The 12553-nt window shown below is 65.1% G+C and carries 14 protein-coding genes; all 14 read right to left on the bottom strand.

Annotation, left to right across the window (positions count from 1 at the left end; genetic code table 11):
• Entirely contained in the window at positions 1 to 1041 is a 1041-nt protein-coding gene (locus ACQKQA_RS21290; protein WP_427561982.1) for a phage baseplate assembly protein, read from the bottom strand.
• A gap of 3 nt (positions 1042 to 1044) precedes the next feature.
• Positions 1045 to 2283, bottom strand: coding sequence for a DNA circularization protein (locus tag ACQKQA_RS21285; protein WP_427561979.1), 1239 nt, complete (start codon positions 2281 to 2283; stop codon positions 1045 to 1047).
• A complete protein-coding gene (locus tag ACQKQA_RS21280; protein WP_427561977.1) occupies positions 2270 to 4012 on the bottom strand; it encodes a phage tail protein in 1743 nt (580 codons plus the stop codon). The genes ACQKQA_RS21285 and ACQKQA_RS21280 overlap by 14 nt, the downstream gene beginning before the upstream one ends.
• A 130-nt stretch (positions 4013 to 4142) precedes the next feature.
• Positions 4143 to 4439, bottom strand: coding sequence for a phage tail assembly protein (locus ACQKQA_RS21275; RefSeq protein WP_427561974.1), 297 nt, complete (start codon positions 4437 to 4439; stop codon positions 4143 to 4145).
• Entirely contained in the window at positions 4436 to 4783 is a 348-nt protein-coding gene (locus tag ACQKQA_RS21270; RefSeq protein ID WP_044461506.1) for a phage tail tube protein, read from the bottom strand. The genes ACQKQA_RS21275 and ACQKQA_RS21270 overlap by 4 nt, the downstream gene beginning before the upstream one ends.
• 66 nt (positions 4784 to 4849) lie before the next feature.
• Positions 4850 to 6346, bottom strand: a complete 1497-nt coding sequence (locus ACQKQA_RS21265; protein ID WP_427561971.1) for a phage tail sheath subtilisin-like domain-containing protein — start codon at positions 6344 to 6346, stop codon at positions 4850 to 4852.
• Positions 6346 to 6528, bottom strand: coding sequence for a DUF2635 domain-containing protein (locus tag ACQKQA_RS21260; RefSeq protein ID WP_427561968.1), 183 nt, complete (start codon positions 6526 to 6528; stop codon positions 6346 to 6348). Before ACQKQA_RS21260 ends, ACQKQA_RS21265 begins: the two co-directional genes overlap by 1 nt.
• A complete protein-coding gene (locus ACQKQA_RS21255) occupies positions 6525 to 7109 on the bottom strand; it encodes a phage tail terminator protein (RefSeq protein WP_427561965.1) in 585 nt (194 codons plus the stop codon). Before ACQKQA_RS21255 ends, ACQKQA_RS21260 begins: the two co-directional genes overlap by 4 nt.
• Before the next feature lie 182 nt (positions 7110 to 7291).
• Positions 7292 to 8311, bottom strand: a complete 1020-nt coding sequence (locus tag ACQKQA_RS21250) for a phage late control D family protein (protein WP_427561963.1) — start codon at positions 8309 to 8311, stop codon at positions 7292 to 7294.
• Between the two features lie 9 nt (positions 8312 to 8320).
• Entirely contained in the window at positions 8321 to 8533 is a 213-nt protein-coding gene (locus ACQKQA_RS21245; RefSeq protein ID WP_427561961.1) for a tail protein X, read from the bottom strand.
• Complete coding sequence (locus ACQKQA_RS21240; RefSeq protein ID WP_427561958.1) at positions 8526 to 8909, bottom strand: phage tail protein; 384 nt, start codon at positions 8907 to 8909, stop codon at positions 8526 to 8528. The genes ACQKQA_RS21245 and ACQKQA_RS21240 overlap by 8 nt, the downstream gene beginning before the upstream one ends.
• On the bottom strand, positions 8909 to 11116 hold the full coding sequence (locus ACQKQA_RS21235; protein WP_427561955.1) for a phage tail tape measure protein: 2208 nt from the start codon (positions 11114 to 11116) through the stop codon (positions 8909 to 8911). The genes ACQKQA_RS21240 and ACQKQA_RS21235 overlap by 1 nt, the downstream gene beginning before the upstream one ends.
• 128 nt (positions 11117 to 11244) lie before the next feature.
• Positions 11245 to 11847, bottom strand: coding sequence for a phage tail assembly protein (locus tag ACQKQA_RS21230; RefSeq protein WP_427561952.1), 603 nt, complete (start codon positions 11845 to 11847; stop codon positions 11245 to 11247).
• A 114-nt stretch (positions 11848 to 11961) separates the two neighbouring features.
• Positions 11962 to 12468, bottom strand: a complete 507-nt coding sequence (locus tag ACQKQA_RS21225; RefSeq protein ID WP_044461496.1) for a phage major tail tube protein — start codon at positions 12466 to 12468, stop codon at positions 11962 to 11964.
• Positions 12469 to 12553 lie beyond the last annotated feature (85 nt).

Below are 12553 nucleotides of genomic sequence, written 5' to 3'. Positions count from 1 at the left end.
TCAGGCTTTCGGCGGGACGGGACTGGCGTCGAAGGTATGGGGCGGCGCCACTTGCAAGGTGGTGATCGAACCCTGCTCGGAGAGCGAGTAGGTGACCTTGGAAATCAGCAGGTCCTGGTCGAACCCCAGCACCGGGTCGATCACCCGCACCAGGGTGTTGTGGCGCCACAGGTCGCCGTTGCTCTGGCGCCAGCCCTGCACCCGGTAGGTGCTGGTCAGGGCCTTGCCGGTGCGAATCGCGCTTTCCCAGTCGGCCCGTTGCTGGGCCAGTTCCGGGGTCAGCTGGGACGGCTCGCTGATCACCGTGACCCGCTTGCGCTTGGCCGTGCTGTCCCGGGCCACGCCCGACACTTCGCTGACCGCGGCGCCGCTTTTCAGGTCATTGCCCTTGTGCTGGCCGATCACCCGGTACTCGGAAAACACCTGGCTGAAGTCCATCGGCGCGCTGGCCGAAAGGATGTTCTTGCCCAGCTCCAGCACATCCACCGCGCGCCCGCCGCTGCCCGGCCGGGCCAACAGCACCCGGCCTTCGGCGTCGTCGGTGGAGAACACCCGGAACAGCGTCAGCAGGCGGTCGATGGACTGGAACACGGTTTCCCCTGGCACGATGCTGTGGCTGCTCAGGCGTGTGGTCTCGGCGATCTCGCTGGCCACCCCGACGCCGTAGGACGCGGCCAGGGCCTGGACGATCTTCAGCAGGCTCTGCTCGCGCCACTGGCCGGGCTGGTTGATCGCCGCGCAATCCACCAGGTCCTGGGTCAGGGAACTGCCTTCGATGCTCAGGGCGATCTGCCGGCCGTCGTAGCTGATCGGCGCCTTGAACACATGGCCGCTGAGCAGCAGGTCGGCGCCGATGCGCACCTGGCACTTGGCGCCGGGACGGATCCGCTGATCGAGGGTCTGCCCGGGCCATTGCCAGGTCACATCGAGCTTGAAGGTACGGAACTGGCGCTCCAGGTCGGCGCTGATTTCCACGCTTTTCCAGCCGCCGTAATCCTGGCCGTCCACCGTCAACAGCACGCGGTTATCGAAGTTGCCCATGGCTCACTCCCCCGCCACTTTGACGTTGGTCGGCGGCAGGAACCCGGGGTGGGCCACGCCGTTGCGCTGCTGCACCTCAGCGGCGCGGGTGGCATCGCCGAACAGGCGATAGGCGAGCACCACTGTCGGCAGGCTCTGCATCGGGTTCTTGACCACCAGCCGCACCCCGGACGAAGCCACCGCGGTGAGGTGGCCGTAGACCAGCTGGCGCAGGCCGTTGAGCGCCTCGTAGTGCAGGGCGTCGGCTTTTTCCGCCGCCTGCCAGATCGCCTCGTTGATGGCATTGCGCAGCGCCAGCACCTCATCGGCCACCGGCACCTCCGCCCGGGTCACCGGCTGGATCGCCTGCTTGGCCAAGGGCGGCGTGCTGCTGAGCTTGACCGCCGGCGTCGCCACCGGCAGCGAAGCCACCGCCTGGGCGATCCGCACCAGGACGGCATCCTGCACCAGGTCCGCCATGGCCTGCGCCGCGGCGGTGGTGTCCTTGCCGGTGGTGAGTTTCGGCGTGTCGATCTTCTTCACCGCCTCCACCTGCTGCGAGACATTGGCCAGCACGCCGCGGTAACCGTTGCGCGCATAGTCCTTGAGGTCCTTGATGTCCCCCAGCAAGCCCTTGAACTCGGCGCTGACTTCCTTGGGCAAATCCTTGACCGCCCGCACCAGCAGGTTGAGGTCGCGGTAGGTGTCGATCAGCGGCTTGAGCTCCCGCTCGATGGTGTCGTAGACCTCCTTGAGGCTGTTGCGCAGGTCGGCGATGCCGATCCGCGCAGCCTTGACCAGGGTCATGGCCTCCTCGAAGCGACGTACCGCCGAGCCGATCAGGCTGTCGGACGACACCAGCAACAGCTGCCGGGTGTTGACCGTGGCGCTGGGGAACTGCAGCGGCTGGTCGGGGTAGAACTTCAGGGCGAAGGTCACCAGGCCGCCGTCCTGGCGGCTCTGGGTCATCTCGCACTCGCCGACCTTGACCTGCAAGCGCCCCAGCCACGGGTGCACCAGCTCGCCGCTGCCCTCCTCCAGCGCCTTGAGCAGCTGGTCGCGCTGCTCCAGGCAATCGGGGCCGACGATGAAAGCCGTCAGGTCGTGGGTGCGCGCCTGCCGGCCCAGGTTCTCGTAGAACGGCAGGTCGCGCTGCGGGTACTCGTGCAACTGGCCCTTGTGGCCGACCGGGGTTTTCGCCTGGTCGACCCAGAACCCGACGCCACGAAACGACGCCGGCAACAAACGATCACGCCAGCTCATTGGAACCTCCTAGGGAAAGTGAGCGGTAGCCGACCCGGGACGACAGCGCCACGCCGGGCTGGTTGATCTGCGGCGCGCTGGTGCGCAGGCCCGCCGGGGCGTTTTCGAAGCTCACGGTCAGGCCGCCCTGCAACTGCGTGCGGTTGTTGGCCGCGGTCTGTTGCAACAACAAGCTGGAGTTCTGTTGCAGGCCGCCCGGTGCAAGGGACGCTGTCTTGGGCAACTTGCCCGACAACGCGCCCGGTGCCGACTCGGAATCGGCAGCACCGCCAAAAAACACTGGGGCCAGGGCGCCCCTGTCTTGCTCATTGGTTTTGAGCTGGTGCTCGGTCAGGCTTTCCACCTTTCCGGTGATCTTGGTAATGAAGCCGCCCACGCTTCCTCCGAGCAATTCCTTGATCGGCTCGATGATCGCCTTGAGCTTCTGCCACCAGGTCGAAAACCACTCAGTGATCGGCTCCCAGTTCTTGATGATTTGAAACAACGGGGTCCAGCCGAATATATCGCTGAGCACGGTATACATGGCCATCGCCGAAGCCTTGATAGCGCTCCAGACGCTGGCGAAGAACTCGGTGATCGGTCCCCAGTTGGCAATGATCAACGGAATGGGTGTCCAGGCGAAAATACCGCGCAGAAACTCCGCCACGGGTACGGCCAGGGCCTGGAGCAAGCCCCAGATAGCCGAAAACAACCCCGTCAACGGTCCCCAGTTGGCTGCAATCAAGGCGATAGGTGTCCAGGAAAACAACTCCTGGAAAAACGCCACCAATGGCGCCGCGGCTGTTTTGATGGTTTGCCAAAGCCCCGCCAGGAACGTCGAGATGGGGCCCCAATTGGCCACGATCGCGCCCATCGGTGTGAGGCTGAAGGTGAACTTCAACACTTCGATGACACCACCGGCCACCGCCTTTATCGCTGCGAAGATGTCCCCCAAGGCACCACTGACAGGTCCCCAGTTGTTCACTATCTGCCCCAGTGGGGTGAACGCGAACAGGGTCTTGAGAAAGTCTCCCATGGGCACAAGCACGGGGCGAATGTTCTGCCACAGCGTCCTGAAAAAACCTGAAAGCGGTGCCCAGTTGGCGACGATCAATCCCGCCGCCAAGGCTATCCCGGCAGCTGCCAGGCCAATGGGAGAGAGTACGACAGCCAGGGCTGCTGCCGCCGAAGCCACCACTGAAAAGGCCACCGCAGCGGCAGCCAGCCCCTCGACCAGCGCCGGGTTGTTCGCTACAAACTGCCCAACATTAGTCAGTAGTGGCTGCAGCCCGACCACGATTTTGTTGACCGAGGGCAGCAGGGCCTGCCCCACTTTCAGAGAAACCGCATCCAGCGATGCACTGAAATTTTTGAGGTTGGTGCTCGTACTCCCGCGAACCACATCCGGCACCTCAAGCCCTTGCGCCTTGAGATTCGCCGCAACCAGTTCATCCTCGGCCTTTACCGCCGACTTGATGCCCTTCACGAATGGAGCGACCAACCCGGTTCCTTCCATCAGGCTCGAAAAATTCAGCTTGTCGACACCGCTGTCTTCCAGGTCCTTTTTGAAGGCGTTGAGCTTGGCGCGGATGCCCGTGATTTCCTTGTCCAGCTTTCCCGCGCCTTTGGCGACCACCACCATATCGGTCGTGGCCTTGATGGTTGGCACATTTGCAAGCTTCTGAGGTGTTGCGGTTTTCTCGGCTTCTTGAGCCTTCACCTGCTTTGCTTTGCTCGTTTTTTTCGCCATCACTGCACCTGCTGCATCGCATTGATCCGTTGCGCGTGCTCCAGGGACTCCCGGAGCACATCCAGTGGCCTGGCCATCATCTGTTCGGGGTCAACCTTCCAGAACCAGGCCAGGTCATAGGCAACCGCGATCAGGTCGGTGATGGCTCCGATGCCGCACTCATGAAAAAACTCGCCACCGCCCAGCTCAGGGCGTTGAGGTCGGCCAGGTCCAGCTGGTTGACCGAGGACGGCGGGATGCCGGCGCAGACCGCGATGTACTTGGCCGCGACGTCCATGTCGAGGCTGACTTCTTCGCTCTTGTCGATCTTGTACGGCAGCGCCTTGATCGCCCGCACTTCCTGCACCGTCGGGCGGCGCAGGGCCAGTTCGTGCAGCGGCTCGCCATGGGCCTCGATGGCCACTCGCAGCTTTACGCTATCGCTCATTGCCAGGTCCCCTTGATGCCTTCGAACTTCAGCTCGATGCTGGCGTCGTCGCCCTTGGACACCGGCTCTTCCACCAGGTAGGCGCCGGCCAGGACATAGACCTTGCCGTTGCTGAATTCGCAGGTGACGGTCATGTCGGAACCGGCGACCAGTTGCTGCAGCGGGAAGTCCGGGGTGTGCAGCGCCGTGACCTTGAAGGACGGGGCGATGTCGGTTTCCTTGTAGAAACCCGGTACGACGGTTTCCCGTTTCACGGACATCAGCGGCGCTTCGCAGCCGCCGTTGATGGTCAGTTGAGCGCCGTCCACTTTGACGTAGCAGGTGCCCGCAATCAGTTGACCCATGGTGTATCTCCCAAAAAATGAGCCCGCGCGGGGCGGGCTGGAAAAACGCAGTGAAGAAGGCCCGGCTTAGGCCGCGGCGTCGTACTGCAGGCGGAATTGGTTGAGCAGCGCGAACACCCGCAGGCCGTTGATGTAGTCCGGCGGGAACAGCACGTTGACCCGGCTCGGGTCCTGGGTGTCGCGCTCGACGATCAGGTGCTCGGCGAACAGCGCGGCGTTCTCCACGTGGCCTTCCAGCTCGAGCTTGGCGTACTGGGCGATCAGCTCGCCGCGAATGGTGCTCGGGGTGACGATCGGCTGGCCAGCGCCGAAGCGGGTGCCGTCGGCGGCCAGCTTGTGGCGCCCGTACTTGCTGGTGATCACGCTTTGCAGGCGGCGCACGATAAAGGCCGACTGGTGCATGGTCTCGCTGTCCAGGTAGGAGTTGTCGGCCTGGCCGTAAGCGTTCTTCTGGTAGGTGGTGATCGAACGCTGGATGCGCACGTAGCCGCCTTCGTAGTAGGCGGTGGCGATGCCGTAGCTGAGCAGCGACTGGCGCTCGGTCAGGGTAAAGCGCTCGCTGGCCGGCGCCGGATCGACGCCCGGCAGGCTGCCGCTCTGGGTCGGACGGCTGGCATCGGCGGAGATGAACACCGAAGTCCGCGCGGCCAGGGCCGCGGCCTGCACCCAGAACGGTTGCGGTACGCCCGGCTCCAGGGCCTGGATGGTGATGTGCTGGTCGTTGCGCGCCTGGCCGGCCGCCACCAGGGTGCCGACGGTGCCGCGCTTGGCGCTGTAGACGTGGCCGAACAGTTGCTTGGCCCAGGACCAGCGACCGGTGCTGTCGTCCATGACGGCTTGCCAGGCGTTGAGGGTCGCGGTGTCGGTCCACGGCATGCAGATGAACTCGAACGGCTCGTCGCCCAGTGCCGCCACGGCGGCCACCTGATCCGGCACGCCGGCGCCGCCGGCCATCTTGCCGACCACCACACTCAGGCCGGCCGGGGTTTCTTCGCCATTGCTCTTGCCCAGGCGGTTGAGCTGCAGGCTGATGTCGTTGGCGCTGTCGCCGGTCCACTTGGCGGTCAGGGTCAGGGTGCCCTCGACCGCCGCGGCGGTGACCGGCAGGTCGGCGGCGGCATTGATTTTCAGCGCCAGCGCGCTGGCCGCCTGGGCCGCGGTGGCGGCGTTGACAATGGCAGCCTGGACCCGCACCCCACCGACATACAGGTTGAGCACGCCGCTGGCACTGGCGGCGCCGGTGAACTTCAGCTCGGCCTTGGCCACGCTGCCTTCCACGTTGTGCACAGGCAGGCACCAGATCTCGCCGATCGGGTCGGTCTTGCGCCAGGTCTCGTACATGGACGCGAGCATCGAGCCCTGACCGCCGATGCTCTTGGCCAGCGCCACGCTGGAGACCAGCACCAGCTTGCCGACTTCAGTGGGCGCCACGTTGTCGTTGACCTGGGCCACGATCAGCCGGCGCATGGCCGAAGAGGCGCTATTGGCCGCCGAATTGTCCATCTCGGCGTAGAACAGCGGCACACGAATGTCCGCCGGAATATTGCTGAATCCGATCGCCATTATTTGGCTCCTTGTGGTTTCGCCGCCTTCGCGGCCTTGAGGGTGATATCGCCATCGGCCAGACGCCGGCGCCACCAGGCGCTGTCTTCGACTTCACGGCCTTCCAGGGGCAGCAGGTCGCCGGCTTCGGGATCCGGCACGGCACGGCCCGCGGCCGGCAGCACAGTGATGCGATTGCTCATTGCGTTACATCTCCAGAGAAAGTCAGTTCCAGGCGCCCGTCGGGCCCCGGGTGTTTCAGGTTGGGGTCCGCCGGATCGATGGCATCGACCCGCACCGTGACCCCGCTAAAGGACGGCAAGCCGTCCAGTTCACGCTCGCGCCAGGTCTCCGCCGGCTGGCTGGCCAGGTTGCGGCCCAGCTGGAACTCGGCGAAGAAGCGCAGTTGATAGAGCAAGCGCGTGGCGGTGAGCGAAACCAGCTCGCCGCCGTCGTATTCGATCGGGTTGTAGGCCGGCCCCGGCTTGAACCCCACCAGGGCGCGCCACAGCTCGGCGCGCAGGTCATCGAGTTGGTCCAGCGCCCGCCCCGGGTCGCTGGCATCGAGCACCAGGGTGATTGCCACGCGATCGCGAATGGCCTGGCGGGTCACGTTCTGCCCGGTGCCCGGGCTGGCCGGGTCGGCGATCGGCGTCACATGGGCGCTGGGGGTGGGCAAGGCGGTGTTGCCTTGCAACAGGGCGAGATCGCCCCCCACGGCCACCTGCTTGGCCAGGCCGGGGCAGTGATCGCGCAGTTGGCTGAGCAACGCGGTGATCTTCATGAAAAGGCTCCAGAATCGAGTGAGATAAGAAAGCGGGCACGACGCCCGACAGCCCTTGGCCGGATACGCAAAAGGCAGGCGCTCTCCCTCCTCCCAGGCAGGCTTGAGGTCGTGGTGACAGGAGGGAGATTGCAGCGGGCTTCAGGCCCCGAGCGCTCGGGCCGCCGGTGGGCCGGGCACTGTCAGTCCGGCTGGGGTTCCAGGCATTTGGCCGCGATGGAGCAGCGATAGCCCTGGGTACGGGTACCGCTGGAGGTCACCTTCTTGATCGACCAGCGTCCGCGCATGAAACCGGGCCAGGTGTCGTCGAGCAGGACCAGCCCCTCGGCGGACAGCACCGGGTTGCCAGGGCATTCGATCTGGATGTTGCGCGCTTCACGCTCCTGCCGGCGCATTTCGCTGATGGCCGCGGCCAGGGCGTCCTGCTCGCTGGCCCGACGCTTGGCCAGCTTCTTGAAGGGCTCGGTGCCGATTTGCACCACTCGCTCCTTGGCGGCCGCACTGTCCCACCAGGGGCTTTGGCAGCCCTGGAACTTCGAGCGGCTTTCCTCGTCGACCTTGGCCGAGATGAAGGCCGCGTCCCCCGGCCGGTTATCCCGGGTCACCGACAAGCGCACATCCGGCAGCGCCTGGCCCGACAAGGACTTGACCTGCCCGCTGCGGGCCAGCACATACAGACCGTTCACCGGTTTGCTCACCGCGCCGTAGTCCTTGGCCAGGCGGGTCAGGAAGCTCATGTCGGTTTCGTTGCTCTGATCGACATGGGCGATGCGCACCCCGTCGAGTTCCGGGGCCACCCGCGGGGAAAACCCGTGGCGGGTCACCAGCTGACGAAACAGCGCACCCAGGGTGATAGGTCCGTAGCTGGCGGAGCGGCGCCGTCTGAACCCCGTTTCGTCGCTCTCCTCGAAGGGCGCGGCCGTGGCCACCAGCACCAGGCGCATGGGGTACAGGAAGGGGGTGCGCCGGGCAATGATGAATTGCCCCTTGTCGACCATGCCCGACTCCCGGTAACCGACCCGCAGGCCGATACGCCCGCCCAGGCTGGGCAGGCCGTCGAGCCCCTCGGTATCGAGGGTCAGGGTCAGTTGATCGGATTCGATCCCGGCCGCATCGATGTGCTGCCATTGCACCAGGCGCTCATTGAGCAGCGCCGCATTGGCGCCGTAGATTTCCACCGCCGGCGTGAATCCAAGTGCCATGTCGCCTCCTTAATCCCAGGCCGATACCGGGGTCGCGAATAGTGGCCGGGTCGACAGCTCGGGCAGTTTCACCCAGAGCCCCGCCGGCAGTACCGGCCCCTGTTCGGCCAGCCCGGGGTTGAGCCGCCAGAGGGCTTCCTCCGCGGCATCGTCGCTGCGGCCCAGTTCGCGGTAGAGCAGCAGGTTCACCGAGTCGCCGGCGATGCTTCTGACCTTACGCATTGATGAACTCCGTCAGTTCGATGACCCAGTCGTTGACCATCGCCGTGCCGTCGTCAATCACCTGGCTTTGGGTCTCGATCACACTGTCGATACGCCACAGCCCCCAGTTGCGGCCGATGCCGTCGACCAGCGGTAGCGGTATGCGCAGGGCCTGCAGGGCACGCAGCTCATCGAGCCGGGTCATGGCGACCGCGCGCATGGACTTGCCCGTGATCGTCAGCCCTTGCAGGCTCTGCCCGGTCTGGCTGGATTTGGGCTTGCTGGTGAGAATGTCCAGGCTCACCCAGCCCCCTCCCGACTTGCGCGCCAGAGTGCTGTAAGCGAACCCCCGCGCCAGGCCGAAAATAAAACTGCCCAGCACCATTTGCTGTCGCATCAAACACCTCCATCGCTCAAGGCCGCACTGCGTCTTACCGCGAGCGGGTCGGTCATCATCAGGGGCATGAACTGCGCCTGCATTTGCTGGATCACCGTATCCGCCAGTTGCCGGGCGCTGGCCTGATCCTGGCCATAGATATTGATCACTGGTGCCAGGGTGACTGGCTGGCAGGGGGCCGAACCGGCAATGAGGTTCTTGCTCACTTCAGCCGGCGACTTCAAGCGGTCCCCCAGCTCGCCACCCAGCCGACTGAACGCCTCGCTGCCCAGCCATCCGCCAATGGCGCCGCCGACCAGCCCGCCGACAGCCGTCCCCAGGATCGGCACGACGCTGCCCAGGGTGGCGCCCAACGCAGCGCCGGATGTGCTGCCGGCCCAGGCGCCACCCAAGGAGCCCAGGCCGGAACCAATGGCGCCGGGGTCACGGTTACGCACCCCCTTGAAGACATTCAGGCCGGCCCTGAGCAGATTGAGCGGCTTGCTTGCCACCCGCCCGGCCACGGAGCGCACACCGGCGAAGCTGCCCTTCAAGCCGCGACCGATGCGGGACATCAGCCCGGCACGTGGCGCAGTGGGCGCTGTCGAAGACGGCTTTGCCGCCTTGGCCTGTCGTGCCTGTTGGTTGCCCTTGGACTTATCCTTGGGCTGGTTCTTTGGCTTCGGTTCGCGGGCCTTGGACGTGCCCTTCCCCTCAGGCGGTCCGCCGCAGCAGCCCCCGCCTTCGCTGAACAGCTTGCCGATACTCGACGGCAGTCTCGGCGCCGCCAGGCTCAACAGCTTTTTCGCAACCTGGGTAAAGACTTCGTCCAGCACCGACTTGAGCAGCCGCCCCACCACCGGCGCGATGGCGGCCCCGGCCAGGGCCAGGCCAGCGGTGAGCTTCGGGAACTCCGTCGCCAGGCTGGTCAAGCCATCGACCACCCCACCGATGGGCGCCATCGCCCCTTCCGCTACCGGCGCGACAGCGGAACCGAACGCCGTGTTCATCCGGTTCAAGCGGGCCTCGAAAGTCTTCGCCTGGGCCTGCGCGGATTGCAGGACCGAGCCCTTGTCCCCCAGCTCCGAGGTGGCGTACTGCTTTTTGTCCGCGACCTGGGAAAAGGCGCGCTCAACCTCGGACAGTTGCTGCGACAGGCGCAACGCCGCCTCGCCACTGTCGCCGAACAGCGTACTGGCCAGCGCGGAACGCTCCGCGGCCGGCACCCCAGGGGCTTGCAAGGCTTTGAGTACCTCGGTCAAGGTCTTCGGGGCATCCAGTTTCAACGGATCGACCTGCAGCCGTTCCCAGGCCGCTCGTTGCGCCTCGGACTTCGGCTCACCCTTGCCCAGGGCCGCGGTAATACCCTTCAGCGCCTCCCCGGCCTCGGCCTTTTGCGTACCGGTGTTGAGCAAGGCCGCGGTCAGCGCCGCCGCCTGTTCCGGAGCCAGCCCCGTCGACGTCGCGGCAGCGCCATGCCGTTGCAGGATCGCGCCGATGTCAGCCGCCTCTGCATCGCCCGAAAGCTTGCCGAGGTGGTTGGTCGCATCTGCCAGGTCGAGGGTCTGGTTGCGGTCCAGCTTCATCGAGGTGCGCCAGCCGGCCTGTATGTCTGCGGCGTCCTTGACCGGGATCTTGAACGCGGTCGCCATATGCCCGGCATCACCGGCAAAGGTCTGCAAGGTCAACTGGCGGGACTTGCCCTTGTCGTTCTCGATCCCGGCCTTGGCGGCGGCGTACTCGACCTTCGCCAGGTCGACCGCACTGGTTCCGCCGGCGGCGATCCCGGGAGCACTGGCCATCCGGTAATTGGCCTGCGTCAGGTCCTCGCGCTCCTTGCCGGTGAGATAAGCCACCCGCCCCAGATCGGTCAGGGCCACCTCCATGGCGATCGCCGGCTTGAGCATGTCTGGCAGCTGGCCGCCAGCGGCTGCCTTGTCCGTGGTTTTCTGCCCCTTGGCCGCCTCGCCCCCGGCACCGCCGGAGCTGGTTCGCAGCAACGAGCGTTGCGACGACAAGGCCAGCTTCAACGAGTCGACGGCGCCGGTCAGCTGACGCAGCTCGAAGCTGGCTGCATTCAACGCCAGGATAAGACCGCTGCTCGACAGGCCGGCATTGCCCGGGTTCGCCAAGGGTGCTTTCAAGTCACCTGACGGCCCCGCGCCGACCAGGGGCGACCCCGACGGGTCCATGGCGGCGTTCTTGAGCGCAAACTGATTGTTCGCCATCCCGCTCTACTCCTCTTTCACGCCAAGGCGAGTGATCGCGATGTCGTAACGGCGCAAGGCCTTGCCAGCGTCCCACTCCAGGATTTCCGCCTCACTTACCGAGTAAATGAGCGGCACCACATCGAGGATCACTTCGATGTCGCGCTCCGAAAGAAGGCCGCCGGTTTGTTTAAAAAATCGTCGATGCGCCCTTGCAGTTGCGTCCAGTCCGGTACGCTGAGCAGCGCCAGGTCGGGCAGCATCAGGCCGGTGCAATGGGACGTGATGAACTCGGCGCGCTCCTTGGCCGTCTTGAGTTTCTTCATCACTTTGGTCGCCCGCAGCGCCGGCATTTCCAGGCTCAGGCTGGTCAGGTGCTGGCCAGCGACCTCGATCGGCAGGAGCAGGCGCACCTGGTCGGGATCCGCGGATTCGTCATGCGCGGTTTCGCCAGGGCTATCGTCGTCGCCCGGTTCGAGGAAATACGCACTCGGGCGCGTCGACATGTCGTGCACGTACTGGGCGATGCTCACGTAGTCCGGGCGCTTGAGCTGGTCGAGTTCAGTGGCCGACAGGCCGGTGGCCAGCTTCGCCAACTCGAAGAACTGATCGTCCTCGTCGTCGCCGGCACGGGCCAGCGCTTCTTTCTGCGCGGCATAGAACAGGGGTTTGAGCTGAATCTGCGCGATCTGCGACTCGTCGTCGGCGGTGATCGGGCACAGCAAGGCATGGATCGGAGGCGTCCAGGACATGAAGGAATTCCTTGGTAAAGAGGTAGGAGCGAGCGTGCTCGCGATGAGGATTGGCCAACGGTTGTGATTCGTTTGTCAGGCCGTTATCGCGAGCCAGCTCGCTTCTACAGGGGGTTACGGCAGCAGTACGGCGCGGCGAGCATCGCCGAGAATATCGACGCCAGCGAGCACGAACTTCTGGGTCCGCACGTCGATGTCGATCACCGGCACGCCGTTCTCGATGCGGTTGTAGGTACGGCAGGCGAGTTCGAAGGTGGTGGTGGGTTTTTCATTCATTTTCATGGCCGTCTCGGCCAGGGACTTCAGCTTGCCGCCCACGGTGTGGTAGGTGAACCAAGTCTTGCCATCCTGGTCCTGGCCGGCCTCGCGCACGTTGAGCAGGATGTCGTCGCCCAGCTTCACTCCCAGGGCCAGCATGATTTCCGGGCCCAAACCCTGGAGCTTGAGGGTGGCGGTCAGCGCCTTGCCGCTCTTGGCCATTTCTTCAGCGATAAAGCGCCCACCGGCCATCGCTTCCATTTCGAATTCGATCTTCGGCGGGGTGAATTCTTCCACGGTCGCCGACAACGGCAGGCCTTGCAGGGTGGCCGCGATGGCCTGTCTTACGCGGTTGGTAAACATTAGAGACCCGAAGGGCGGCTAGCATGCCTTGAGTTGTGGCAAAGTGCCAGCCCAGGTTGGCTGGACCTTGTCCGGCCATTGAGGT

Origin of the sequence: Pseudomonas sp. NPDC089530, assembly GCF_050280705.1 — a bacterium.
GTDB lineage: Bacteria > Pseudomonadota > Gammaproteobacteria > Pseudomonadales > Pseudomonadaceae > Aquipseudomonas.
This window is presented reverse-complemented; position numbering and strand designations above follow the sequence as displayed.

Excerpts from the sequence above, each read along its gene's own strand:
- ACQKQA_RS21290 (WP_427561982.1), bottom strand. The coding sequence starts at position 1,041 with ATGGGCAACTTCGATAACCGCGTGCTGTTGACGGTGGACGGCCAGGAT.
- ACQKQA_RS21285 (WP_427561979.1), bottom strand. The coding sequence starts at position 2,283 with ATGAGCTGGCGTGATCGTTTGTTGCCGGCGTCGTTTCGTGGCGTCGGG.
- ACQKQA_RS21280 (WP_427561977.1), bottom strand. The coding sequence starts at position 4,012 with ATGGCGAAAAAAACGAGCAAAGCAAAGCAGGTGAAGGCTCAAGAAGCC.
- ACQKQA_RS21275 (WP_427561974.1), bottom strand. The coding sequence starts at position 4,439 with ATGAGCGATAGCGTAAAGCTGCGAGTGGCCATCGAGGCCCATGGCGAG.
- ACQKQA_RS21270 (WP_044461506.1), bottom strand. The coding sequence starts at position 4,783 with ATGGGTCAACTGATTGCGGGCACCTGCTACGTCAAAGTGGACGGCGCT.
- ACQKQA_RS21265 (WP_427561971.1), bottom strand. The coding sequence starts at position 6,346 with ATGGCGATCGGATTCAGCAATATTCCGGCGGACATTCGTGTGCCGCTG.
- ACQKQA_RS21260 (WP_427561968.1), bottom strand. The coding sequence starts at position 6,528 with ATGAGCAATCGCATCACTGTGCTGCCGGCCGCGGGCCGTGCCGTGCCG.
- ACQKQA_RS21255 (WP_427561965.1), bottom strand. The coding sequence starts at position 7,109 with ATGAAGATCACCGCGTTGCTCAGCCAACTGCGCGATCACTGCCCCGGC.
- ACQKQA_RS21250 (WP_427561963.1), bottom strand. The coding sequence starts at position 8,311 with ATGGCACTTGGATTCACGCCGGCGGTGGAAATCTACGGCGCCAATGCG.
- ACQKQA_RS21245 (WP_427561961.1), bottom strand. The coding sequence starts at position 8,533 with ATGCGTAAGGTCAGAAGCATCGCCGGCGACTCGGTGAACCTGCTGCTC.
- ACQKQA_RS21240 (WP_427561958.1), bottom strand. The coding sequence starts at position 8,909 with ATGCGACAGCAAATGGTGCTGGGCAGTTTTATTTTCGGCCTGGCGCGG.
- ACQKQA_RS21235 (WP_427561955.1), bottom strand. The coding sequence starts at position 11,116 with ATGGCGAACAATCAGTTTGCGCTCAAGAACGCCGCCATGGACCCGTCG.
- ACQKQA_RS21230 (WP_427561952.1), bottom strand. The coding sequence starts at position 11,847 with ATGTCCTGGACGCCTCCGATCCATGCCTTGCTGTGCCCGATCACCGCC.
- ACQKQA_RS21225 (WP_044461496.1), bottom strand. The coding sequence starts at position 12,468 with ATGTTTACCAACCGCGTAAGACAGGCCATCGCGGCCACCCTGCAAGGC.